Genomic DNA, 23,838 nt, shown 5'->3' on the forward strand with positions numbered 1-23,838 from the left:
GTGATTTCGTCGCGTTTCCCGTGTGCGAACACGGAACCGTTTCTCGGCGTCGAGCTGGCCGCACTTCGGCCGCTCGTCGAGCGGCTCGTGGTCGCACCGCTTCGTCCAGATACCGGGATGCAGCACGGCACCGGCGGTGCCGCCGCGATCCTCGTGTCTGCGTGGTCAGCGAGAGCGCTTCTCGAAGCGTGTGCGACGTTCGCTCGCGCACCCGGCCGAAGCCTTCGCGCGCTCGCCGCAATCCTATGCGGATCGGGCGGCCTCGTCGTGAAGCTCAAGAACCTCGCCGTCTTTCCGCGCGCGCTCGCGCTCGCCGGGCGATTGCGGCGAGAACGCATCGATCACGTTCACGCATATTGGCTCTCAACACCCGCGACGGCGGCGTTCGTCATCGCGCGGGTCAACGCAATTGGGTGGAGTTGTACGGCGCACCGCTGGGACATCTTCGAAGAGAACATGATCGTCGAGAAGGCTCGCTCCGCTGCGTTCGTGCGAACGATCTCCGAGCGCGGCAAGGGTGAGCTCGTACGCCGAGTGCCGGAGGTTGCCGGGAAGGTGAACGTTGTCCGCCTCGGCACCGGGCTCTTCGGCGCGAGCGCCGGAACGCGCCCCGGCAACGGCCTTCGTCTGATCTGCGCCGCGGCGTACGTCGCGCCGAAGGGTCATGCGGACCTCTTGGAAGCCTTTGCCATCGCGTACGACGAGAATCCCGGGCTGCACCTGACGCTCTGCGGCGAAGGCCCGTTGCGCGAATACGTGCGCGAGCGCGCGAGCGCGTTGCCGTGCCGTAATGCCGTCGTCGTTCGCGGATACCTCGATCGCCGTCGCCTGCTAACCGAGCTCGGCGCTGGGCGATACGACGCTGTGATTCTGGCGAGTCGCGACGACGGCGTGCGCATGATGGAGGGGATACCCTCCATTCTCATCGAGGCGGCGAGCCTGGGGGTCACGTGCATCGCCACGCGTTCCGGAGGCATCGGCGAGCTTCTCGACGAGGAGAGCGCCTTTCTCGCGCCGCCGCAGCGTCCGAAAGACCTTGCTCGCGCAATCCTGGATGCGACCGACCCTTCGGAGCGCAGCCGCCGCGCGGCCCGAGCCTTGGAACGTGCGCGCCGCATGCACGATCCGCAACGCACTGCGGCACAGCTACGAGCACTATTGGGAGGCGCACGAGCGTCATGAAAATCACCGTCGCCGGTCTCGGATACATCGGACTCCCCACCGCAGCGATGCTGGCGGAGAGCGGCCACGAAGTCCTCGGCTACGATACGGACAAGAAAGTCATCGCCGGCCTTGCGGCCGGACGCGTTGAGCTCGCCGAGCGCGGCGTCCGCGACTTGGTGCGCCGCGCTCTCGAAAGCGGACGTCTGCACCCGTCGTTGATGCCATTCCCTGCGGACGCGTTCGTCATCTGCGTTCCGACGCCGACGGTCGATCATCGTCCCGACCTGCGCGCTGTGGAGGCGGCCTTCGGTACGATCGTGCCGCTCGTGCGAGACGGCAACCTGATCATGCTCGAATCGACGGTGCCGCCCGGAACGACTCTTGCGGTCGCCGAGCGAACGTTTCGCGCCCTCGGGCGCGATCTCGATGCGATTCACCTCGCCCACTGTCCGGAGCGCGTGCTTCCCGGAAAGATCGTCGACGAGTTGCTCTGGAACGATCGCATCGTCGGAGGACGCCGCCCGGTCGACGCGGAGATGGCGCGCGCCGTCTATGCAACCTTTGCGCGCGGCGAGATTCACGTCACGGACCTCACGACGGCCGAAACCGTCAAAATTGTCGAGAACGCTTATCGCGACGTGAATATCGCCTTCGCCAACGAGCTCGCGATTCTCGCCGAGGCACTCGGCATCGACGCGTGGGAGACGATTCGGCTCGCGAACTGCCATCCGCGCGTCGACATTCTCTCCCCAGGACCCGGTGTGGGAGGGCACTGCATTCCCGTCGACCCGCAGTTCCTGGCCAACGCCAATCCGTTTGCGAGCGAACTCATTCAAACGGCGCGTCGCGTGAACGAGCGCATGCCGCACGTCGTCACGCGCATCGTTCGCAGCGTCGCGCCGATCGAAACCGCGGATCACAAGATCGCCCTGCTGGGCGCGGCGTATAAGCCGGACATCGACGACGCCCGCGAGACGCCGACGCTCGCGATCGAGCACTTGCTCGCGGACGCCGGCTACACGGTCAGCGTTTATGACCCGATCGTAACGCAGTATCCAGGGACGGTCATCGCCGATTTCGAAGCCGCGGCGCGCGACGCGGACGTGCTGGTGATCGTCACGGATCACAGCCAGATCCGCGAGCTCGACCCGCAGGCCGTTGCGGCCGTGGTTCGCTCGAGAATATTGGTGGATTGTCGTAACGCGGTCGATGTCGATCGCTGGAACGCCGCCGGCTTCGACGTGCACGTTATCGGGCGCGGGACATTCCGTTCGACCGCGTTGGTCGCTGCGGCATGAACCCGTCGCTCGTCGTTCTCGTTACGCGTCGGCCGAAGCGCTGGAAGCGGCAGATGATTGCGGCGTTGCGAAGCCGCGGCGTCGATGTGGTGGTGGTGACGCGTATCGAGGAATGCTCGCCGGGGGAACGCGTGCTGGATCTGCGGGCGGCCGCCACGCGCGCAAAGGCGCGATTGCCGCTCGCTCGATCCTGGAGCGTCGAGATCGGGGAGGAGTACGGCGACATGCCGGCGTTCGGCGAGGCGCTTCGCGGAAGCGAGAGCGTGGAGGCGGCCTTGGTCGAGCGCGCACCGGACGCGCGCGTGCTGAGGCAAGGGTGCTTTCCGTACGCGTCGCGCCACGCGCGAACGCTGGAGCGCGTCGTCCAGCAATCGGCAGCGTGGATCTGTGAAGAACTGGAGTCGCCGGCACGGCGAAGCGCGCCGGAGCAGTGGAAAGATGCCGCGCCGGCCGAGCGCATCGGGCTCGTCGACGCGGTTCGGTTCGCGTTTCGCGAGCTCGTGCGATTCGCCGGGCACGCCCTGCGCGCCGTGTTCGAAGACGTTCGTTGGGACGTTGCCGTGACGAACGGCTCGCTTGAGCGCTTCATCGAGAATCCTCGTAATGCATGGCTGCACTGGGTCGCGCGCGACGAGCGGGAGTTCCTCGCGGATCCCTTCGTAATGCGCGGAGAGTCGGGCGGCCCGCGACTACTCTGCGAAACGATGAACGGATCGACGCCGAGCATCGTCTCTATCGACCTCGACGATCGCTACGGCGAGCGCCGACCCGTCCTCGACGGTCTCGACGCCGCGTCGTATCCGTACGTGTTTGAGGTGGACCAAGAGCTATGGCTGACGCCCGAACAACACGCGCGCGGAAGCCTCGGAGCGTATCGGATGTCCGGTCTGGAGGCCGAGCCCGTCACGGCAATTCTCGAAGGCGTTGCAGCGGTCGACCCGACGATCATCCGTCACGACGGCCGGTGGTGGCTCTTCTGTACGCTTGCCGATGACGGCCCGAACTACGCGCTACGCATCTACTGGTCGGAGCATCCGGGCGGCCCGTGGCATGCTCACAAGCGCAATCCGGCAAAGGTCGACGTCAGGGGCGCGCGACCTGCCGGAAACTTCTTTCTGCGCGGCGGCGTTCTCCATCGTCCGGCCCAGGATTGCAGCGGACGATACGGCCGCGCGATCGCGATCCAGCGCGTCGATGTGCTCACCCCGGAAGACTTCGAAGAAGCGTGCGTCGCACGCATCGACGTCTCCATGATCGCGCGCCGGGACGCTATCGGCGTACACACCCTCTCGCACGGTCACGGTTGGGTCGCACTCGACGCACAGTTCGCGCGCTGGTCCCTGCGCAAACCCCTGCGCATGCTGCAGGCGCGGTTCACGTGATGCGCGTCACGGCGCGGCGCGCAGAGCCGGGAGTTGCCGCAATCGCGGCGGTCCTGCTCATGGCCGGAGCGACGGTCGTTTGGGCTTCTCGTACCGTCGCGCAGCGCGGAACTTCTGGACTGATCGAGGTGCTCGCCGCCGCCGCCGTGCCACTCGCGGCGTGGTTTGCCTGGACGAGGCCGCTGATCGTGCCCTACGGACTCTATGCCGTCGCTGCGCCTCTCGACGTCTTCACCCTGTTGAGCCGGCACGAAGGAACGATCGCCCGTCTCTTGGGATTACTCTCGGCCGTAGCGTTGATTCTCTATGCCGTGCGTACGCAGAGCGTGCGCACGCCGCCGCGCGCGGTCGTATGGCTTGCGTTGCTCTGTGGGTGGATGGCGCTCTCGACCCTCTGGTCGATCGGCGAGGACCCCGGCCGGGAGGCGCTCACCTTGCTGCAGCTCGCAGGTTTGTACCTTGCCGTCGCGTGCTTTCCCATCCGGCGCCGCGATCTGGTCCCACTGCTCGGTTTCATCCTGGCGAGTGGCGTCGTCGCGGCAGCGATCGGCATCTACGAGTTCAGATCCGAAGGTTTCCAACAAGCGCAGTTTCTGCAAGCGTACAACCGCATCAACATCACCTTCGGTCAAGCTGCACTCGACCCGAACCTCTACGGTGACGGGCTGCTGCTTCCGTTCGCAGTTGCACTGACGTGGTTCGTACGGGCTCGGGTGCTCGTTGCGCGTGCGCTCGCAGCCGGTGCGATGCTTGCCATCCTGACGGCACTCGCGCTTGCCGCATCGCGCGAAGCCGCGATCGGTCTCGCTATCGAGATCTTCGTCCTCCTGACCGCGCTGCGCGCGTGGAGGCGCGCGATTCTACCGCTCTCGGCCATCGTGGGCGGGACGCTCGTGGCGTTTCCGAACGTCATCATCCGCGCGCTCGCGGACTCCGGGAACGGTGGAAGCGGCCGGACGTCGATCTGGCACGTGGGCGTGGCGGCATTCCTGCAGCATCCGCTCGCCGGTGCCGGATCCGGCAGCTTTGCAACGGTCTACGACCGTTGGTACTTGAAGATCTCTCAGACGTACGACGACGGCTGGCACCGTGCGTCCCACGATCTAATCGTTCACTACGGCGTCGAGTTGGGGCTGATCGGGCTCGTGCTTCTGGCCGGCTGGTGCGTCTCTCAATGGCTGATGGCCCGCGCGCTCCCGCGCGTGGGGCTGCTCGGCGATGTTCGCGCGATCTGTCTCGCGGCGTTCGCAGCGCTCGCGTTCGTATCGTTCTTCGTGGACCTCTTCGATGCGAAGTTCGTCTGGCTCGCATTCGGGCTCGTCGCTCAGGCGCGCACGCTGGCCGTGTACGGAGATCGCGCGTGACGGTCGAGCGGATCGCGACGCTCGAGGAGTTCGAGCGAATACGTGGCCCCTATGAAGGGCTCTACCGAAAGGACCCCAGCCGCGGCGTCTTCGTCTCGTGGGAGTGGCTGCGCTCGTACTTTGCTGCGATGCGCGGCCGGTGGACGGTTCTTGCGGTCGCGCGCGACGCGCGGTACGTCGGTTTCTGCGTGCTCGTCGAGAGCGGTCTTGCAGTCGGACCGCTTCGCCTGTATCGCGAGCTCGCGCTCGGCGCCTACCCAACTGCCGACTACGGCGCGCTGATTGCAGAAGAGGGAGAGGACATCCTCGAGGAGATCGCGTGCGCGATCGACGCGATGCCGTGGGACCTGTTCCGGGCGTGCAACGTTCGCGATCCGCGCGTCGGGCACGTCGTCGCGCATCTTCGTTCGTTAGGGAATGGCATCAGTGAAGAGCCGCGCAATAGCTGCCGCTTCGTTCCGCTGCCCGCGTCGTGGGAGGAGTATGCAGCCCGCAATCGCAGCGGCGACAAACGCTACGTCAACCGCCGCCGTAATCTGTGGCGCGAGGCGAGCCTCGTCGAGGCCGACGCAACGACCGTGGACGAGTATATCGACACGCTCCTGCGCATGCACCACCGTCGCTGGCGCTCGAACCTGCACAAAGCACGCCGCACGTACGGCAAGCTCTTTCGCGAGGCGTACGAGCGAGGCTGCTGCCGGATTGCCGTGCTCTGGAGTGCCGATCGCCGTCCACTTGCCGCACAAGCGGCATTCGTGGACGCAGAACGGCGCTCGTGGGGCGTCTACATGCTCGCATACGATCGCCTCGCCGGCAAGGGCTCGCCGGGGATAGGCATGCTCGCCAAAGGGCTCGAGCGCGCGATCGATCAAGGGTTCGCAGAATACGACTTCTTGCGCGGAGACGAGCCCTACAAGGCCCGCTTCGGAACGCAGGTGCGCTTGCTCGAGAACTACGTCGCTCGCCGCACGTCCGCGCGCAGCGCAGCGAAAGAGCGCGCGTGGAGAGCGGCGTTGCACGTGAAATCCATTCTGCGGCGCGTGCTCTTCGGGAGAACCCTCTGATGGCTCGGGCGCTCATCATCACCCAGTACTACGCTCCCGAGCCCTGTGCGGCGGCACACCGCATGTCGGCACTCGCGCGAGCGATGCGCGCGCGCGGCATGGACGTCACGGTGCTCGCGCCGATGCCCTCGTTCCCCTCGGGGCGTGTGGATCCAGCGTACCGTGGAAGGAGATTCGTACGCGAGTTGGTCGACGGAATCGACGTCGTCCGCCTTCCACACATCGCAACGGCGCGGCGGCACGGCCGCTTCTTGGCGTGGCTGAGCTTTGCCGTGTCGGCGTCGGTATACGCGTTATGCTTCGCGAAGCGCGCCGACGTGGTCGTCGTAAGCTCGCCGCCGATCACGCTCGCGCTTCCGGCACTCGCGGTACGGCTCGTGCGTGGTTCGCGCCTCGTCGTAGACGTGCGAGACGTCTTTCCCGACCTGCCCGTCCAGATGGGCGTCTGGCGCGAGAATGCTCTCGTAACCCGCGCCGTTGGGGCCGTAGTCGATCGCCTCTACTCACTCGCGTCGTTGATCGTTGCGGTCACGCCGACGGCGGTTGTGCATGTGCGGCGGCGCGCGCTGCGCACGGCGATTCTGCTCGCCCCCAACGGATGCGACCGCGTCGATCCCGAGCGGGGCGTCATCAAGCGGCGTAACGGCGAGTTCGTCGCCACCTTCACGGGAAACATGGGATTGGCCAACGGCATGGACCTTATTCTGGATGCCGCAAAACTCGTTGCGAATGACGACATTCGCGTCGCATTGATCGGCGGCGGCGCCGATTACGAGCACGTCCTGGCCCGGATCGGCGAGGAGAGCATCGAAAACGTAGATGTCTACGGCGTGCTGCCGCGCGAGCGGGCGGTCGGAGCGCTCGCGGAATCGGACGCGGCGCTCGTCGTGCTACGCGAAGGAATCGGCGAGAGCGTTCCCACGAAGCTCTTCGACGCCTTCGCCGTCGAATGTCCGGTCGTGCTGTGCGCTGCAGGGGAGGCGCGCCGGGTGGTCGCCGAGTCCGTCGGCGGAATCTGCAGCGCCCCAGGCGACCCGGAATCCCTCGCGGATGCGCTTCGTCGGTTGGCCGGTGACCGGCAGCTCGCGGCCGCCTTCGGCCGCGCAGGATCGCGCTATGCGACCGGCTTCGACCGGGGAGTGATTATGGAGCTTCTCGCTGCACGTATTGGAGAAATCAAGGAGGAAGTATGGGCGGTATAACTTTGTACGCCGTGCGATTGCTGCGCGGCGCGGCCGTTGGAGCGGCGTTTCTCGCAAGCGCATGCGGCGCACAGGGGGGGCATGCGATCGCTGCCGTTCAGGTTCCGCAGGGATGGCCGAGCGCGTCGCCGAGCGTACCGACCCACGTGCAAAACTGGATGTACGCGTGTGCGAGTGCAGCGCAAACGTGCGTGGAGCTCGATAACGTCGGAATCCCAGCTGCATGGATGGCGACGCACGTCGACTGGAACGAAGTCTACTACCGGGACGCCGACGACGCGACGTCCTCGCAGCTCGCCGCAGCCGGCGCGCGGCACATCGTGGTCTACACGGACCCGAACATCTCGTCGTACTGTCCTATTCCGCCCGGGTACTCTCTTGCCTCATCCGACTTCCCCGAGAACGGTGATAATTGCGCGGGGCAGGTCGCGCGCTATCTCCACGCGGAGAACGGCGGCTATGCACACGCATACGAGCACCAGGGTAACGGCAACCGGCTCGTCGATCATGCGGACGGCCTCTTCGACGGTCAGGCCAGCGAGCCGTTTGCGATCGGCGATCCCGATCTGCAGGGGGCGTTCCATACCGTCACCCTTCAGAACCGCTACGCCAGCGACGTGTTCGAAGACGACGGCGGCGGATCGTACAATTGCGTCGTCGACAGCAACGGCACGTGCACCGGAACCTTCGGACCGGCCGCGTACGCACCGCCAGGATGCGACGACAGCGGGGGGTACTGGTGTTACAAGTACGGCGAGACCGCGTACGAATGGGATCGAGCTGCCAATCCGCAGGAAGCCTACGCGAACGATGCGATCGCGCTGGTCAACGCCTCGGCGCACGCCGTTATCGGCAACGACGGGCTCGGAACGGATGCGTACGACGTCCAGTGGCTGAGCGCGTCGCGCGTGGAGGGTGCGATGGCCGAGAACGCGTGGACGCAGCGCGCGGATCCGTCGGCATGGATGGATCGCGCGGACGCCATCCTTCTCTATCACAGTCGTGGAAAGTTCGTCGTCGAAGAGGATGCCGACGCATCGGGCTTGATGTTTCAGATCGCGAGCCACTGGATCGTCTACGACCCGGTCTACTCGATCGAGTTCTTGGCGGAGGCCAACGTGGCGCCGCGTAGCGTGGGCACGAACGATATGACGTTTCCTGAGGAATCGATCGTTCCGACCGATCCGCGCAGCGCTACTCCGCTCTCGAACGACGTCACCGCGTTTGAAAGCGCGCCCGGGCTTTTCGTCCGCGAGTACGCGAGCTGCTACGAGAACGGCGTCTCGATCGGCTATTGCGCCGCGGTCGTGAATGCTACCGGGTCACCACTCGAGCTCGCGGGCCTGACCCAGCACTACTCGCGCGTCCTCGTGCGCAACACGAGCGCAACGTGGGCTGCCGGCGGCACCCCGGTGTGGTCGAACGCCGCGCCGTCGACGATCGGCGCGAATGCGGGCCTCATCCTCGCGCAGTAGCGTAAGAGCCGGCAAGCTTCTCGTAGAGCCGAGCATAGGTTGCCGCGGTGCGCTCGATCGAGAAGCGCGTTCGGAGCAGGGAAAGGTCGTCGGACCCCTGGTGCGCGCGGCGAAGGGCCGTTTCGAGGCTCCTCGCAATCGACGCCGGCTGAAAGTCATCGCTGACCGCCGCATCGCAGAGAACCTCGCGCGCGCCGGGCCACGGTGTAGAAACGATGGGTACGCCGGCGCACAGCGCCTCGATCAGCGATAGCGGCATGGCCTCGCTCTGCGACGTGTTGAGCACGGCATCGGCTGCATGGAGAAGAATACCCGCGTCGGTGCGATAGCCCAGAAGGTGCACGCGCGTTGCGATTCCCTCCGCGTTCGCCGCGATCGCAATCTCATCGCGCAGCGGGCCTTCGCCGGCGAAATAGACGTGCGCGTTCAACTCCGCGGGAAGCAACCCACACGCCGCAAGCGCGCGAAGCGGTTGCTTCACGGAATCCAGGCGCCCAAGGAAGAGGATGACGCGCGCGCCCGCGGGCGCGCCGAGTGCGCGGCGCGCCCGCTCGCGACTGCATGTACCGATGGCCTCGAGCGCGATGCCGTTTGGAACGACGGCGATGCGACCGGCGGGGACGCGCTCGAAGGCGGAGATGCGTTCTGCATGGGCGTGCGTCAATGCGACGATGCCGGCGGTTTGCCGGTGGAGCAGGCGCGTCAGCGCGCGGCGCAGGAGGGAGGTAGAAAAGTCGTTGCCGTGCTCGGTGTGCACGATGCATCGCGCTCCAGCCGCGAGCGCCGCGAGGCGCCCCCAATGCTTCCCATGTGCGAGATGCGTGTGAACGATGTCCGGGCGAAGCCGCCGGATATGCGACGTCAAACGAAAGAAAAAGCTTATTCCACCGCCTCGAGCACCAGTGCCGTGACGCCCTGCGGAATAGACGGTAACCCCTTGCGGCGGCGTCGCCGCCGGGGAATCGTAGATCGTAACGATCGATGCGTCTATTCCAGCGGAACGCTGTGCCGCGGCAAGCGCCGCGACGAGGCGCTCCCCGCCATAGGTCCCAAGCTGCGTCACGACGTGAACGACGCGCATCACGCCGCCAAATCCGTCACGTACCACGCAGCGAGCTCCTCTACCCAGTGATCGAGAGAGATTGCGGCGGCGGTCGCGGGAAGAAGGGGAACCGGGCCAAGTGCGAGCGCGCAATCGAGGGCGTGCGCGAGCGCGGCTGCATCGCCGGAGTCGACCGCGAGCGTCGCCGGGTCGCTGCCCAGAGCGCGGAGCACGCCGGGAAGAGCGCTCGCCACTGCCGGCAGCCCGCACGCGCGTGCCTCGAGCAGCGAATAGGCTATGCCTTCCCCGCGGCTCGGGAGCGCGAGTGCGTCTGCGGCCCAAAGAGCGTCGCGGACGTCAGACAGCGTACCGGTTGAGATAATGCGTTCGTCGCCGAGCGCCTGCAGTGACGCAGGCGACGCAGCGATCGCGAGGATTTGCGGTTTCTCATGCGTCAGCCGCAGCGCGCTTGCGAGCAGGTCCGCGCCCTTGACGACCGCGTCGCGACCGAAGAATGCTATGGCGCGGTCGTGCGGCGCCAAGTGGAAGAGACGCCGAGCAGCGGCTCGCTCCACCAGCGTGGGCGAGCGAAAGTGTTCGAGATCCACGCCGTTTGGGAGCTCGACGATCGCATCGGGGCGCACTCGGTGCTGCCGCAGGTATTCGACGATGTCCGGGGCGACGCAGAAGAAGCGCTCGACGAGACGCTTGGCGCTCGCGTACTTCAGACGCCGGGCGAGGCTGCGCGCGCCGCGGCTCGGCGTGACGGCGGAATGCAGATGCCACGCAGTCCGCGCGTGCGCGGCGGTCGCCCCGAGCGTCGCCGGCAGCATCCAGTCGACGAAATGCGCGTGCACGACGTCGGGCCCGCTACGGGCTACCGCAGCTGCCACGTCGAGTGCCGTACTCGCGTGAATGACGTCGACGCCGGACGCTCGCAACGCATGCGTCCAAGCGTACGACTCGCTCGCGCGCGGGCAGAGCAGCGCGGTACGAAACTCGCTGCGTTTCGCCAAGCTCTGCAGCGCGCTGACGAACCCGCCACCGGCAGGGTTTGAGAACGCGGCGACGTGGAGAACGAGCGGTTTCACGACGCATCCCGGGGATTGCGCGTGCCGAGCGCGAAGGCGCGTGTGTGGATTCCCTCGCCATCGTATTGCCGGCGCATGAATCGCGTTTTGACGGCGTGCGTCGCGATGCGATTCTTACTGCCCACGCGACGCAGCTCGCTCGCGCGTGCTCCTCGTCGTCCACGCGCGTGAAGGTTTTTGCTGCAAACTCCATGCCGCTGCACGAGCTGCTCGAACGGATCGCGGCACACCGTCCTGCACGTATTCTCATAGAGCATGCGCCGCTTGCGTACGAGCGCTCGGCGGTCCCTGTGGCCGTTGCGTCCTGGGGAAAAGCGCACGTCGTGCCCGTTCTGCTCCTCGCGCATCGCGAGTACGGCCACGCATGCGATCCGCCCGGCACCGCGGTGGCCAAAGCGCTGCTCGCCGCGGCCCCGCTCTTCGCGTCGGCAACGCGCGTACTGTGTCACGAAAGCGTTTGGGCGCGCGTCGTGGGCGGTGCAATGCCGAGCGTCGTCGAACGGCTGGAGCTTCTCGACGATTGGATCGTCGTGGAGCCGAAGGCCGTGGTTCCGGTCGACGCGGCGGCTCCCGTCCTCGTCTTGGCGGACGCGGTTCCTCCGACTGCACTCGAGCGGGTGCTGCACGCGCTCAGACGCGACCGCGTTGCATTTCGCTGCTTGACGGTGCAGACCGTAGAGGAGCTGCCGCCCGCGTTGTGCGCGGCCTCCGCGGTCCTCGTCCCCGCGTCGCGTCGAGAAGGCGAAGAGATGCTCTGGGCGCGCACGGCCGCCGCATTCGGCCGCAGCGTGTTGCGGATTGCGCGTGACGGCTCTCACGAGCGCGTCAATCGCGCCGAGCACTCGAACTGGACGGCGATCGCTCATTGCATCCTCTCCGACGAGGCTGACGCTTCAGCGACTTCCTTTGAAGAACACGTCGAGAAGCCGTCGGTCGGCATCTGAGAGGCGCGAGAGCCGCGAGACGATGTCGATGAGATCCTCACTCGGCTGCGAGGGCGACGGCTGCGGCTGAGCCTCCGGCTGCGGCTGAGCCTCCGGCTGCGGCCGAGCCTCCGGCTGGGCTGGCTCGGGTTGGGGAACCGGCGGTTCAGAGGGCGGCTCCGCCACGATCGGCGCGGGAGCCGGCTGCGCGGCCTGCGGAGGCGTGGGGGGCGGCATATACGTTGGAATCTCCGCTTCGCCCGGAACGATGAGCGGTCGCGTGGCCGTCGGCGGCGCCTGAGGAGCTGCGAAGATCGGCGTCGGAGGCGGCGTCGGAGGCGGAGGCGGCGCGGGAGCCGGAGCCGCCTTCTGAAGTCCACTGACGAGCGCCGGCAGCACCCTTTCGAGGATCTGCGTCACGACGGACGTCTCGACGGCGACCGGCGGCGGTGCGGCTTGCGGCTGCGTCGCAGCGGGCGCGCGCTGCGGCAGAGATGGGGGTGCCGTTTGTTCCGGCGGTGACGGCGGGGGAGGCGCAACAGGGGTCGCTGGAGGCGCAGCAGCGGCCGCCGGAGGAGAAGGTTGCGCGACGTTTTCGTCGGTCGCACGTTGGCCGCGGCGCGGATTCCCGCGCTTGCGGTGATACATCGCTCCGTCGGCCTGCCGCCACGCCTCGAAGAGGTCTCCGGCCTCCGAGCGCACGGAAAAACCAACCGTCGCAGACGCGTTCGCGCGCAGCAGAGTCGACTCGATGTGCTCGCGAATGCGCGCTGCGGCATTCGCGTCGCATTTCACCGCGAGAATGGAAAACTCATCACCGCCGACGCGTGCGACGACGTCGGTTCGCCGGACGCATCGTTCGAGTGCCGTTGCGGCGTTTTTGATCAGCTCGTCACCCTTTTCGTGTCCGAAGCGGTCGTTGACCGCTTTGAGGCCATCCAGGTCGATGACGAATACGACGGCATCGTATCCGTGACGGTTGCAGCGCTGGTCCTCGGTTGCGAGTAGCTGGTCCCAGGCACGGCGGTTGTGCAGCCCAGTGAGCGGATCGACAAGCGCGTCGGCCTGAGCGCGCTCGGTGCGGCGCGTTGCTTCCTCGAGCGTGAGCTCGGTGCGAACTACCGCGCCCAGCATCGATACTGCATAGTCGAGGAGCCCACGCGCGTTCGCGACGCGTTCGACCGCGTTGCGCTCGCCGAAGGCGCAGAGAACGCCGAAGAGATTACCGTCGATGTCGACGAGCGGAACGCCGAAGGGCGCCACGGTTGCGGGGTCGATGCCCCCTTGCCGACGGTCGATGCCGCCATTGGCGCTCATCGGCGGAGCCGCTCCGAGAAGATTCACGGTCGGAAGGTCGGAGAGCCGTCCGACCGAGAGCTCGTGCACCGGCAGATAGCGCTGGTACTCACCGATGCCGGTGACCACGCTCAGCGTGCCGCTCGCATTCTTGAAGAGCACCCACGACGGAAGATGCAACGCGCCTGCGAGAAACTGCATCGTGCTCTGCGCAGCCTGCGTGTAATTGGACGGCAGCATCGCAGGCTGTACCGGCTGAGCCTGCACGGGCTGCTGCTGTACGGGTTGCGCAAACTCCGGCTGCACCGCCGGCGCAATGGATTGCTCTGGCGGCTGCGGAGGAGTCGGTGCGGTGACGGGCGGGGGTGCGGAAGCGGGCGCCGCTGCCGGCACGAAGACCGGGGTCGCGGCCGGTTCGGCAGCGTCGGTGCGCTGCGTCTGGAACTTCCAAAACATCATCTGGCGTGTCGTCCCGGGGTGAAGAAGTGCGAATGCTCTCGCGCGCGAGCGCGCGCGGCATCGTCAGACGTTGACGGTGAAGCGGGCGAGAGCGCCCAAGAGCGTTTCATGCGAAGCCGACTTCTCCAAGTAGAGAAGTCTCCTCGGCGCTTGCGTCTGCAACTCGCCGGGCGGCGTTCGCGAGTAGAAGCACAGATCGAGCGCCGGCATCGAGTCCACCACGAACTGAAGGTCGCGCATCGTTGCGTCGTCCGCAATGTCGCAGTCGAAGAAGAGCATCTGCGGACGCGTGCGCATGACGTCGAGCGGAACCAGCGCGTCCTGCACGCGCACGATCGAGCAGCCCGACTCCTGCAAGAGCTGCAGGAGGCTCGGCACGAAGATCTGCTGCGGCTCGACGACGTAGGTGCGCACCGAGCCTTAGACTCCGGGAAGATGGGCGATCATGTTCCTTATGAGCGTACGGTGCGCCAGGCCACGGCCACAGTGGCTTAGGGCCCTGCGCGAGGGTCCTGAAGGTCATCTCCATCAGACGAGTCCCATGCGAATAGCATACACGACGGCCTGAGCCCTGGCGGAGATGTTCAGCTTTGACAGGATCCTGCTGACGTGGTTCTTGACGGTCTTCTCAGAGAGGCAGAGGCGAACCCCGATCTCTTTGTTGGAGAGACCCTGAGCGATTAAGCGAACGACCTCGCCTTCGCGCTCGGAGAGCTCGTCGCTGGACATGCGCCCGTCCGAGAGGAGGCGCTTGCGCAGGAGGGAGCCGGCAATGCGGGGGTCGACGTAGCTCTCGCCGCCTGCCACGGTCTTGACGGCGCGAATGAGCTCGCTGGGCGAAACGTCCTTTGCTAAGTACGCGTCGGCCCCCGCGGCGACGCAGCGCTGCATGATTTCCGGCCGCAGCTGCGTCGAGAGTACGCAGACGCGCGCCTTCCCGAAGGCTTGACGGCAGCGGGCGATCTCGTCCGCATAATCGATGGAGGGGCCGTTGAGGTCGAGAACGACGAGATCCGCCGAGACGCGAGGCGGAGCCGCGGGATCGACGCGCGGCAGGTCGCCGAGCACTTCGAACGTCGGCTCCGCGGCCAAGAGCTGGCAGAGCGCCTTACCGAAAAGCGCCTGCTCCTCGATGATGAAGATCCGAGTCTTGTTGGAGGTCGAGGTCAATGGCATTCGATTTCTCTCCAGGCCTTCCGGCCTAACTCCCAAAGGCAAGTTGCACTAGGATTGAGCGAGCCGATTGGGTACGGTTGCCCTCTGTTGCGTTTATAGCAAGCGCGCGACCGCACTTATACTCCCACGCCTGAGGGAAAACGCGCACGGTCTACGTTTTCAACGGGACCATCGGGCCCTCGACAAGAGCAATCTTTACGAACTCTTTCCCGGCCGGCGTTAGGCCGACCAGGACCGCAGCACGGGCATTCGCTATGATGATGATCGATGGGTGCGCCAGCATGAGTCGCAGCAACGCCGCACGCGAGATGATCGCATCGCTGCGATCGGTCGCGATTCACTTTCCGCAGGGTCGTCGGCTGCAGGCGGTGATCGACGCCTACGCGACGCTGGTTCCCGCCGACGCATGGGCGTTCTCGTATCGCCGTCACGAGTCGGTGATCGGAGAGTATCTCTCGGGAGATCCGCGCGTCGTACCGGAGCGACTGGGCATGGTACGAGCGGAGATCGCTGCACGGCGGAGCATCAACCCGCCATCTGCAATCGGCATGCCCTCGACGCGGACCGAGCCATATCGCCACGGGTTGACGGTCCATCTCGAAGACAAGCGCGGGGGCCTGGGTGCACTGTTGCTGCTGCGCGATGCGCACAGCGGCGAGTTTCTCCTGGACGACTGCTCGGTGCTCACGGAGGCGCGTGCCGAGGTCTTGCACGCGCTCGACACCCACGCGCAGTTCGAAGGCGAGCTCACCGATCTGGAACGCGCGCGCTCGCGCAGCGCGCCGGCGCTCATCTTGCTCAACGAGAATCTCGCGGTCGAGTACGCAAGCAGGCCGCGACGCTTGCGGCGCGTCGATCGCTGGAGTCTGCCCGGTGGACGCCTCCCGCCGGCGATCGAGCGTACCGTGCGAGAGATCACGAGCGCTTGGCGCGATCCGACCCAACGCGTGGAGCAGGCGTTCATGCCCTCCGCCGAAACCATCGTTCGCGTCGTGCCGCTCGAGCACGGGCGCCGCTACGGCGTGGCGCTGGTGCTGGAGCCGTACGAGAGCCGTTCGCTGCTGGCGGACGCCGTTCGGCGTTTCCGCTTGACGAATCGAGAGCTCGAGGTGATCGCGCTGCTCTTCTCCGGGCTGGGTACGCCGGCGATGGCAAAGCGGCTCTCGATCAGCGACACGACGGTCAACGATCACGTCAAACGCCTTCTCTCGAAGACGAACTGCGCAAATCGCACGGAGATGGCTGCGACGCTCCTCGGCTGGCGGGGCGCAACCCGTCTCGAGGACGGTTAGCGCAGCTTTCCGGAACGCGCATAGTAGGCGAGACGCTCGTTCGTCGTCTTCGCGCGGTTTAGCACATATCCGACGAGGCTGCCGATGCCTGCGCGCGCGAGACGATCGAGCGCGCGAGTGAGTTGCTTTACGCGCGTGCGGCCCGCCGAGATCACGACCAGCGACGCGTCGACGCTACGGGCGACCTCGAGCGCATCATGAACGGGTCCAAGGGCGGATGTGTCGACGATGATGCTCGCGTAGTGCTGGCCTGCGCTCGCGAGAAGCCGGCGGAGGCGTCCGGACTCGAGTGCGACGACGGGATCGCGTACGGCGGAGCCGCCGGCGAGGACGTCGATCTGCTGATGTGCGGTTCGCTGCGTCGCCTGTTCGATCGGCAGCCCGCGTTCGAGCACGTCTCCAAGGCCGGGCATCTCCGCGACGCGCAGAAGACGGTGCACCGAAGGCCTGCGCAAGTCCGCGTCCACGACGAGTACGGGACCGTGGCGTTCAGCGAGAGCGAGCGCGAGGTTCACGGCGACCGTTGATTTGCCATCGCCTTGCGACGGGCTGAGCACGGCGATCGTGCGCGGTGCCGACGTACCGCTGAAACGCATGGCGTCGAGGACCTCGTCGTATGCGGCCTCCATGCGCAGGCGTCTGCGCGACTCGTCGCCGTTCGCAACCGAGCCGCTCACGTCGTCAACGCGCCCGAGTGCCGGCAGGTCGGAGAGTTGCTCGACGTCGCGCTCGTCACCGACGCGGCTGTCGAAGAGATCGAGGACGAGCACGACCCCGAACGCGACGCCCAGCGCGAGCAGCGCCACGGCGATGAGGCCCATCTTCAGACTCGGCGTCGGGATCGCGTTCTGCGCTGCGGCCGGCTGCGTGACCGTGAGATCGCTGAGCGCGGTCGATTTCGCAACCGTCAACTCGTCATACTTTTGGAGCATTGCGTAGTACGCATCTTGTGCGAGCTTTGCGCGACGCTGCAGCACGGAGAGCGTGGCGGTCGTACCGGGGAGCTCCTGGATCGACGGGAGCATGGCGTGCCGCTGCGCGTCCATCGCCGCGACGGCTGCGGCGTCGGCCTGGACTTGCGCCTCGAGCTGCGCGGCTTGCTGCCGCAGCTGCACGGCGACCGCGTTCGACTCCGCCGTGTTCGATTGTGCGATCGTGGCCGGAATCGCCGCGATGCGCGCCTCGAGGTCCGCGATCTTCCTGCGGAGCTGCACCATGACGGGGTGCTTGTTGGTGAAGCGTTGGGCGTTATCAGCGAGCTGCACTTGTGCGTCGCTTAGCTGCTGGCGCAGTTGGAGGATGACCGGGTTGGGAGCCGTTACGGCCTGGCCGGGAATCATGCTCGGCGTCTGACCGATCTCACCTTGAATTGCTGCGAGCTGCGCTTGCGCTTGCCGCCGGTCTACCTGCGTCTGCGCGATCTTTTGATCGAGCGCGTCGAGGGTGGTGGCCGCTTGCGTCGCCTGCGTCGTCGCGTCGGTGAGGCGGTGCGCCGCCATGAAGCTCGCGGCGGCGAAGTTCGTTTGGCGCACCTGCGCCTCGGCGAGCGGAAGCTGCGAAGCGATGAACGCGATACCGGCATCGGCCTGCTGCGCGACGAGATCGCGCTCGCGCTGAACGAATGCCGACGCCATGTCGTTGGCAATCGTGGCCGCGGTCTGCGGATCGCCCCACGATGCCCGCAGACTGAGCATGGGCGTGTCGTTGATCGGGGCAACCCGAATGCGGCCGAGCAGCGCCTCCGCGCCGATCGGAAGGTGAAGATCGTCCACGACGCGCTGCGCGACCGGCGTCTCTTGAATGAGCTCCGCGTACGTTTGGGTCGACTGCAAGCCCGTCGCGATGACCAAGGCGTTGAGGATCGGCAAGTCGGTCTGCTGCTGCGACCCGGCATTGCCGGTAATGTCGGTTGCGTCGCGGTTCGGGTTGCCGGCGATGAGGCGGACCTCCGCCGTGTAGCTGCGCGGCAGGATCAAGATCGCGAGCGTGCCGAGCACCGCAAGGACCACCGCGATCGTCACGAAGAGCTTGCCGTACCTGCGGAAAGGCCGCGCGAAACGGCCGACGTGGATATCACCCGAGGTCAGGTCGGCGGGGGGGCGTTCGGCAAGCGTTAGCGTACTCATGGTTGCTTTCTAGAAGTGCAGCAGCGTTCCGAGCAGGTAGAGGAAGCCGGAGAAGAAGCCCTCACCGATCATGCGGCCGTTGGCCTCCGGTACGAAGATCTCGTCGCCGGGCTTCAGGACGACGTCGTAGCGCTCGTCGCCGCGCAGGAGCGCGGGGTAGAGATTGATTTGGTACGTTCCGACGGTTCCGTTGGGGAAGTGTCGCGTGAGCGCGATGCGGTTGAGATCGGAGTTCGCCTGCCGAGTGTCGCCTGCGGCGGCGATCGCGATGGAGAGACGATCTCCTTCGTGCACGACGATCGCGCCTGGCTTGTCGACCGCGCCCAAAACGTGAACAGTGAACGTCATCGGACCCGGCACATACACGATCGCTCCCTGCTGCAATGGAACGTCGAGCGACGTGTCACCGCGCTGGAGCAAATTTTCGAGCGAGATCGTTGCGACGTCGCCACCGCCCGGCGTTGCGATGCGGGCGACGGGATAGACTCCCGTCTCGACGTCCACGACGCCGCCTGCGGCAGCGATCGCGTCGAGAAGGCGTCCCTGAGAGCGCAGCTGGTATTTCCCCGGTGTCTTGACGTCGCCGAGTACCGTCACCTCGAGGAGGCCCTCTTTGACGACCGATACGACGACTTGCGGCCGGCGCATGTACACGGCGAGGCGCCGCGCGATCGCGTGCGCCGCGCCCTGTGGCGACATGCCGCCGATCGCGAGCGTCCCGATCAGGGGAAGATCGATCGTTCCGTCGTCGAGCACGGTTACGTTTTGCGCGAGCGTGGGATCGTCGTCGATCGCAATGGCGATCTGATCGCCGCCCTGGATGTGGTACGCGTTGGTCATCTCGAAGGGAGACGCGGCCTCACTGCCTTGATCCACCTGCGCGCACGCGCTCGCGGCGAACCCGAGCACGAACGACGGCAGAAGAAGCATGGCGATCGCAAACGTCCTCACGCGTTCCATGTTTCGACTCTAACCTCCGTACGTGCGCGTTGCAGAGTTCGCGTCTGCCCTATGGGACCGGGTCGAGCGGCTACCCTGAGAGATGAATTCGTGGCCGTGAGTCCCAAGCGGGTTGAGTCCTCGGACCCAGGCGGGTCACGCCCATGCCGAGAGCGCTCACCAAGAGTGCCGCAAGTCCTAGCCAGGCAGGGAGTTTCGACGCCTCGGCATCGAGCCGCGGCGTCGCGTACCGTGGATCGGAGCGCAGATACGCGCCCCAGTTCTCGCCGGCGAGGTTCGTCGCGGGAGCGCTCGTCTGCGACACGTGCGACGGCGCAGGCGGCACGAGCACCTGTTGCGCGGCGAGGGGGAGCGCAACGCAGATTGCGGCGAGCAAGAAGCCTCCGAGCGCATGCGTGAAATCGATAGTTTCGCCGAAAGGAACCGCGTCCACGAGCGCTCCTGTCGCACAGAGAAGCGCGAGGACGTCGAGAACCGGACGATGGCTCATCGCGAGAGTGAACGGCACGGCCGCGACGGCGGCGATGAGAAAGCGCCCCGCCCACGAGGCGAGCGGCGCCGCGCGTCCCACGAAGAGAAAGGCTGCGGGCAGGGCTGCGACGAGCTGAATTTCGTGGAGAAAGGCGCCGCCGAAGAGCGCTACTGCAGGCGGCACGTAGGCGATCGCCGCAGCGTCCAAGCGGCGAGCGCTGGCGTTTGCAGCGAAGATTCCGAACACCAGCATGAGGAGATACGAGAGCGTTCCGCCCAAAAGCGCGATTGAAGATGGAACGTGCACGAACGCCAGCAGGTGTGCAAGCGAGAACTGATCGCTGCTGATCAGCTCAGCGCGCGCTTGTGCCGGCAACGCCGTCGTAAGATAGGCGAGCGTACCGTGTGGCGAGAGCGCCAAAACGCTCAGCGCGGCGCAGGCCAAGCCGATTCCGGCAAGCCAGGCGCGCGTTCCCGGGCGCAGGATGAAGAGCGCGAGGGCGACGGGAAGCCCGAGGTGCGGCTCTATGGTCGCGGCAGCGGCGCAGACCGCGGCGAGCGAGTCGTCTCCGCGAAGGAGTGCCGCTCCGCACAATGCGATGAAGAGCGTCGCAAGCGGCGGGATCTGGCCGAAAACCACCGATCCCAGCACGGCGGAGATCAGGAGGGCCGAGGCGACCGCACCGCTCGGTAGCTGGGAGACGCGCCCCACGGTGATCGCTAACCACGCGCACGCTGCGAGGAGAACGCCGAACCAGAGCCAGGCCGCGATCCGGTACGGCAGCTCCGCGAGCAGCGCGAAGAGATCGAGGACGTAGGGCGGCAATGGCGCCGGCGTGACGTACTGCGCGGGGAGATCCGAGCCGTGCGGCAGCGCGTGCTCGCACGAGCGAAGCGGCTCGACGGCATATGGGTCCGCGTGCTGCAACAGCGCGCTCCCGGCGCAGTAGAAGGCGGGAAAGTCATTGCCGGCGATCGGAACGCCGTTCGTTCGAACGATTCCGGCAGCGTGCCCACTGACGATGAAGATGCACGCAGCCCAAAGGATCGCCGACAGAATCGCGCGCCCGTTTCCGGTCATGCAGGCATTGTAATCGGGGGCGTCCCGGCACCGCCACCGACCATTGACGGGCTGGAAACGGCCCCGAAGACCCTACCTCATGGAGGCTTCGGTCACGGTCGGCACGGACAGAGGACCGATGTTCTTTGCGTCGCTGCGCGGGTATCGCGTTCCCTGGATACCAGGCGACCTGATCGCCGGGCTCTTACTGGCCGCAATCGCCATCCCCGAACAGATCGCGACGGCCCGGCTCGCGGGCATGCCTCCGGCGACGGGACTCTACGCGTTCGCGGCAGGCACCATAGCCTTCGTGATCTTCGGGAGGAACCGGTACTTGTCGGTCGGAGCCGACTCGACGATCGCGACGATCTTCGCCGTCACACTCGCGGCCATCGTCGCTCCCGGCTCACCGGAGTACGCGCTTCTGCTCGGGCTCATGGCCTTGCTCGTCGGCGGCATGCTCGTCGCGGTGGGCATCGCTCGAGCGGAGTGGATCTCGGATCTGCTCTCGATCCCGGTAACGGTCGGCTTTCTCGCGGGAATCGCCGTGCAGATCGTCGTCTCCCAGCTGCCCTCATTGCTCGGCGTCTCCGTCTCGCAGACCTCCGCACTGCCGCGCATCGCCGAGATTATCCGCGCGTTGCCACATACGAATCTCGATACGCTTGCGCTGGGAGCGCTCGTTCTTGCGATCATCTTCGGATCGAAGATCGCCAGCCGGAAGCTCCCCGGCGCTCTCTTCGCACTCGCCGCGTCGGCGGCGGCGGTAGCGCTGCTGCATTTGCAAGACCGGGTTGCAGTGGTCGGTGCGCTGCATGTGGGCCTGCCGCAGCTGCGCCTGCCGTTTCCGCACGACGTGCACGCCGAGTCGATCCTTCCGGTGGCGGCGGTCGTCGCCGTCGTGTGCGTGCTGCAAACCGTCACGACGCTTCGCACGTTCCGCTCGCACAAGGGGATCGTTGACGTGAGCTCCGACGTCGCGGCTACGGGCGTCGGCTCGCTCCTCGCCGGGATCGTCGGAGCCTTTCCGGTCGACGCGAGCCCGCCCAGAACGGCGATCGTGGCCTCGGCCGGGGCTCGTTCTCAGCTCGCGGGCATCATTGCGTTGCTTGGGGTTGCGCTCTTCGCGTTGCTCGGCGGGGGCGTCGCCGGTTTCGTCCCGCAGGCAGCGCTCGCCGGAACGCTCATCTACATCGCGTGGGAGATCTTTCGCGTCGACGAGATGCGACGGATCGCGCGCGAGAGCCACCTCGAGATCGTGCTCGTCGTGCTGAGCGCCGTGCTCGTCGTCGCTCTGCGCATCAATGTCGGAATGATGCTCAGCATCTTGCTCTCGCTGTTCTACGGCGTCTACGTCATGCTGCGTCCACCCTGCGTCGAACTCGTGCACGTGCCGGGCACGACCATCTGGTGGCCGCCCAAGGAGGCAGAAGCGGGAAGGCGCGAGCGCGGGATCGTCGTCTTCTCACCTGCGGCGCCGCTCTACTTTATGAACGTTCGCTACGTCTGCCAGCGTCTCGTCGCTGCGGTCTCGGGCGCCTCCGAGGCCGTCGACGTCGTGATCGTCGAAGGGAGCGGCGTGAGCGATATCGACTACACTGGCGCGCACGTCTTCAGGTCGGCGTTGCGAAGGCTGCAGGAGCGCGGCATGCGCGTCGCATTTGCGCGCTTCTCCGACGAGCGGGCCGTCGCCGCTGCGCGCCGGGCCGGCATCGTCGCGCTCATCGGCGAGGATCGCATCTTCAAGTCGGTGCAAGAGGCCGTCGAAGCACTCGTTCCATGATCGTCGCGATCGTCGCCGTTCTGGCGATGCTCTTGGCAGGTCTACGTCCCAGGGGCACGCGCGAGTGGATGTGGGCTGCATTGGGTGCCGCAATGCTCCTGATTGCGGGCCGCGAGCCGGTCGTGGCGGCAGCGCGCGCCGTCGCCGAGCAATGGAACGTCTTGCTCTTCATTCTGGGTTTGATGGTGCTTTCGGCGGCTGCGGAGGAGAGCGGTGCCTTTGCGCTGGTCGCAGAGTACGCCGTGCAGCGAGCGGGCGGTTCGCAACGCCGGCTGTTCGTGTTGCTGTTTCTCGCTGGAGCGGCGCTGACGATGCTCCTCTCGAACGACGCAACCGCCATCGTCTTCACGCCGATCGTCTATCGCGCGGTGGCGAGTCGAGGAGCAGACGCCCTTGCATTTCTCTTCGGCTGCACGTTCGTGGCGGATACCGCGTCCTTCGGCCTGCCGTTTGCAAACCCGGCAAACGTCATCATCCTGCCGCGCCCGGACATCATCCAGTATCTCATCCATTTGGGACCTCCGGAGCTGTTCGCAGTTGCGATAAATCTCGCGCTGTTCGTCGCGCTCTTTCACCGTCGGCTCCGCGGGCGATACGACGTTGGGGTAGCGCCGCGGCCTGAACCGGCGGCCGTGCGGACGCTCGTCGTGGCCTGCTGCATCGTCGCTGGTTACCTCGCAGCCCTGGCATTTGATGTGCCGCTCGGACCCGTCGCATTGCTCGGCGGACTCGTCGCGCTTGGCGCCGCACGAGTCCGGCCGTCCGTTGCGGCAAAGCACGTGAGCTGGAGCACGTTCGTGTTGTTAGCTGCACTCTTCGTGTTGCTCGACGCGCTCGACCGCGCCGGTTTCACGGCATTGGCTCTACACGCGCTGGACGCCGTCACGCGATACGGCACGCTTGCATCCACGGCCGCTGCCGCCGTGGGAGCCGCGCTGCTCGCAAACGTCGTCAACAATCTGCCCGTCGCCGTCGCATCCGCACATATGACGGCCCAGGCTCCCCATCTCGCGTATCCATTGATCGCCGGAACCGATCTGGGACCGAACCTCACGACGACCGGCTCTCTCGCGACCATTCTGTGGATGGCGGCGTTGAGGAAACGGGGCGTCTGCGTCAGCCCGCTCGAATACTTGCGCTTAGGTGCGATCGTCGTGCCGCCGATGCTGGCAGTGACGATTCTCTGGCTTTGGCTTGCCCGATGAAAGAA

Annotated in this window: 19 protein-coding genes; 11 read left to right on the forward strand and 8 right to left on the reverse strand. The window is 66.3% G+C overall.

Translation table 11 applies throughout. The features are described from left to right. From VMV82_10370 to VMV82_10400, 7 genes are read left to right on the forward strand one after another with little or no spacing between them, the layout of a single operon-like run. A complete protein-coding gene (locus tag VMV82_10370) occupies window positions 1–1,182 on the forward strand; it encodes a glycosyltransferase (protein HUY41960.1) in 1,182 nt (393 codons plus the stop codon). Continuing rightward, window positions 1,179–2,462 carry a nucleotide sugar dehydrogenase gene (locus VMV82_10375; protein HUY41961.1) on the forward strand — a complete coding sequence of 428 codons (1,284 nt, stop codon included), beginning with the start codon at window positions 1,179–1,181 and terminating at the stop codon, window positions 2,460–2,462. Before VMV82_10370 ends, VMV82_10375 begins: the two co-directional genes overlap by 4 nt. Continuing rightward, window positions 2,459–3,844 (forward strand): hypothetical protein, encoded by a 1,386-nt coding sequence (locus VMV82_10380; GenBank protein HUY41962.1) that lies wholly within the window; start codon window positions 2,459–2,461, stop codon window positions 3,842–3,844. The genes VMV82_10375 and VMV82_10380 overlap by 4 nt, the downstream gene beginning before the upstream one ends. Then, entirely contained in the window at window positions 3,844–5,208 is a 1,365-nt protein-coding gene (locus tag VMV82_10385) for an O-antigen ligase family protein (protein ID HUY41963.1), read from the forward strand. Before VMV82_10380 ends, VMV82_10385 begins: the two co-directional genes overlap by 1 nt. Continuing rightward, window positions 5,205–6,272, forward strand: a complete 1,068-nt coding sequence (locus VMV82_10390) for a GNAT family N-acetyltransferase (protein ID HUY41964.1) — start codon at window positions 5,205–5,207, stop codon at window positions 6,270–6,272. Before VMV82_10385 ends, VMV82_10390 begins: the two co-directional genes overlap by 4 nt. Beyond that, complete coding sequence (locus tag VMV82_10395; protein ID HUY41965.1) at window positions 6,272–7,474, forward strand: glycosyltransferase family 4 protein; 1,203 nt, start codon at window positions 6,272–6,274, stop codon at window positions 7,472–7,474. The genes VMV82_10390 and VMV82_10395 overlap by 1 nt, the downstream gene beginning before the upstream one ends. Then, window positions 7,462–8,949 carry a hypothetical protein gene (locus VMV82_10400; protein ID HUY41966.1) on the forward strand — a complete coding sequence of 496 codons (1,488 nt, stop codon included), beginning with the start codon at window positions 7,462–7,464 and terminating at the stop codon, window positions 8,947–8,949. Before VMV82_10395 ends, VMV82_10400 begins: the two co-directional genes overlap by 13 nt. On the opposite strand, the gene VMV82_10405 is transcribed toward VMV82_10400, so the two are convergent. Together VMV82_10405 and VMV82_10410 are read right to left on the reverse strand one after the other, a co-directional pair. Further along, window positions 8,933–10,057, reverse strand: a complete 1,125-nt coding sequence (locus VMV82_10405) for a glycosyltransferase (protein ID HUY41967.1) — start codon at window positions 10,055–10,057, stop codon at window positions 8,933–8,935. The two genes, VMV82_10400 and VMV82_10405, sit on opposite strands and share 17 nt — an antisense overlap. Continuing rightward, a complete protein-coding gene (locus tag VMV82_10410) occupies window positions 10,030–11,082 on the reverse strand; it encodes a glycosyltransferase family 4 protein (protein HUY41968.1) in 1,053 nt (350 codons plus the stop codon). Before VMV82_10410 ends, VMV82_10405 begins: the two co-directional genes overlap by 28 nt. Window positions 11,083–11,126: 44 nt before the next feature. Here VMV82_10410 and VMV82_10415 point away from each other — a divergent pair, with 44 nt between their 5' ends. Beyond that, a complete protein-coding gene (locus tag VMV82_10415) occupies window positions 11,127–12,026 on the forward strand; it encodes a hypothetical protein (GenBank protein HUY41969.1) in 900 nt (299 codons plus the stop codon). On the opposite strand, the gene VMV82_10420 is transcribed toward VMV82_10415, so the two are convergent. The 3 genes from VMV82_10420 to VMV82_10430 all read right to left on the reverse strand — a co-directional run bounded on the left by VMV82_10420 (window position 11,976) and on the right by VMV82_10430 (window position 14,930). After that, complete coding sequence (locus VMV82_10420; GenBank protein ID HUY41970.1) at window positions 11,976–13,760, reverse strand: GGDEF domain-containing protein; 1,785 nt, start codon at window positions 13,758–13,760, stop codon at window positions 11,976–11,978. The genes VMV82_10415 and VMV82_10420 overlap by 51 nt on opposite strands. Before the next feature lie 63 nt (window positions 13,761–13,823). Next, window positions 13,824–14,174, reverse strand: a complete 351-nt coding sequence (locus tag VMV82_10425) for a hypothetical protein (protein HUY41971.1) — start codon at window positions 14,172–14,174, stop codon at window positions 13,824–13,826. 114 nt (window positions 14,175–14,288) lie between these two features. Next, window positions 14,289–14,930, reverse strand: a complete 642-nt coding sequence (locus VMV82_10430; protein HUY41972.1) for a response regulator transcription factor — start codon at window positions 14,928–14,930, stop codon at window positions 14,289–14,291. 287 nt (window positions 14,931–15,217) lie between these two features. Here VMV82_10430 and VMV82_10435 point away from each other — a divergent pair, with 287 nt between their 5' ends. After that, a complete protein-coding gene (locus tag VMV82_10435; GenBank protein HUY41973.1) occupies window positions 15,218–16,228 on the forward strand; it encodes a helix-turn-helix transcriptional regulator in 1,011 nt (336 codons plus the stop codon). Here the strand turns inward: VMV82_10435 and VMV82_10440 are convergent. From VMV82_10440 to VMV82_10450, 3 genes are all read right to left on the reverse strand, one after another. Further along, window positions 16,225–18,354, reverse strand: a complete 2,130-nt coding sequence (locus VMV82_10440; protein HUY41974.1) for a P-loop NTPase — start codon at window positions 18,352–18,354, stop codon at window positions 16,225–16,227. The two genes, VMV82_10435 and VMV82_10440, sit on opposite strands and share 4 nt — an antisense overlap. A gap of 9 nt (window positions 18,355–18,363) precedes the next feature. Continuing rightward, a complete protein-coding gene (locus VMV82_10445) occupies window positions 18,364–19,314 on the reverse strand; it encodes a polysaccharide biosynthesis/export family protein (GenBank protein ID HUY41975.1) in 951 nt (316 codons plus the stop codon). Between the two features lie 70 nt (window positions 19,315–19,384). Continuing rightward, the gene (locus VMV82_10450) at window positions 19,385–20,866 is read right to left on the reverse strand and encodes a glycosyltransferase family 87 protein (protein HUY41976.1); all 1,482 of its coding nucleotides are present in this window, start codon (window positions 20,864–20,866) and stop codon (window positions 19,385–19,387) included. A 79-nt stretch (window positions 20,867–20,945) separates the two neighbouring features. Here VMV82_10450 and VMV82_10455 point away from each other — a divergent pair, with 79 nt between their 5' ends. Beyond that, entirely contained in the window at window positions 20,946–22,628 is a 1,683-nt protein-coding gene (locus VMV82_10455; protein ID HUY41977.1) for a SulP family inorganic anion transporter, read from the forward strand. Next, window positions 22,625–23,833 carry an SLC13 family permease gene (locus VMV82_10460; protein HUY41978.1) on the forward strand — a complete coding sequence of 403 codons (1,209 nt, stop codon included), beginning with the start codon at window positions 22,625–22,627 and terminating at the stop codon, window positions 23,831–23,833. The genes VMV82_10455 and VMV82_10460 overlap by 4 nt, the downstream gene beginning before the upstream one ends. Window positions 23,834–23,838 lie beyond the last annotated feature (5 nt).

Source organism: Candidatus Dormiibacterota bacterium, from assembly GCA_035532035.1.
Classification (GTDB): Bacteria; Vulcanimicrobiota; Vulcanimicrobiia; order Vulcanimicrobiales; family Vulcanimicrobiaceae; genus Tyrphobacter.

Excerpts from the sequence above, each read along its gene's own strand:
- VMV82_10375 (HUY41961.1), top strand. The coding sequence starts at position 1,179 with ATGAAAATCACCGTCGCCGGTCTCGGATACATCGGACTCCCCACCGCA.
- VMV82_10380 (HUY41962.1), top strand. The coding sequence starts at position 2,459 with ATGAACCCGTCGCTCGTCGTTCTCGTTACGCGTCGGCCGAAGCGCTGG.
- VMV82_10385 (HUY41963.1), top strand. The coding sequence starts at position 3,844 with ATGCGCGTCACGGCGCGGCGCGCAGAGCCGGGAGTTGCCGCAATCGCG.
- VMV82_10395 (HUY41965.1), top strand. The coding sequence starts at position 6,272 with ATGGCTCGGGCGCTCATCATCACCCAGTACTACGCTCCCGAGCCCTGT.
- VMV82_10400 (HUY41966.1), top strand. The coding sequence starts at position 7,462 with ATGGGCGGTATAACTTTGTACGCCGTGCGATTGCTGCGCGGCGCGGCC.
- VMV82_10420 (HUY41970.1), bottom strand. The coding sequence starts at position 13,760 with ATGATGTTTTGGAAGTTCCAGACGCAGCGCACCGACGCTGCCGAACCG.
- VMV82_10435 (HUY41973.1), top strand. The coding sequence starts at position 15,218 with ATGAGTCGCAGCAACGCCGCACGCGAGATGATCGCATCGCTGCGATCG.
- VMV82_10440 (HUY41974.1), bottom strand. The coding sequence starts at position 18,354 with ATGAGTACGCTAACGCTTGCCGAACGCCCCCCCGCCGACCTGACCTCG.
- VMV82_10445 (HUY41975.1), bottom strand. The coding sequence starts at position 19,314 with ATGGAACGCGTGAGGACGTTTGCGATCGCCATGCTTCTTCTGCCGTCG.
- VMV82_10450 (HUY41976.1), bottom strand. The coding sequence starts at position 20,866 with ATGACCGGAAACGGGCGCGCGATTCTGTCGGCGATCCTTTGGGCTGCG.
- VMV82_10455 (HUY41977.1), top strand. The coding sequence starts at position 20,946 with ATGGAGGCTTCGGTCACGGTCGGCACGGACAGAGGACCGATGTTCTTT.
- VMV82_10460 (HUY41978.1), top strand. The coding sequence starts at position 22,625 with ATGATCGTCGCGATCGTCGCCGTTCTGGCGATGCTCTTGGCAGGTCTA.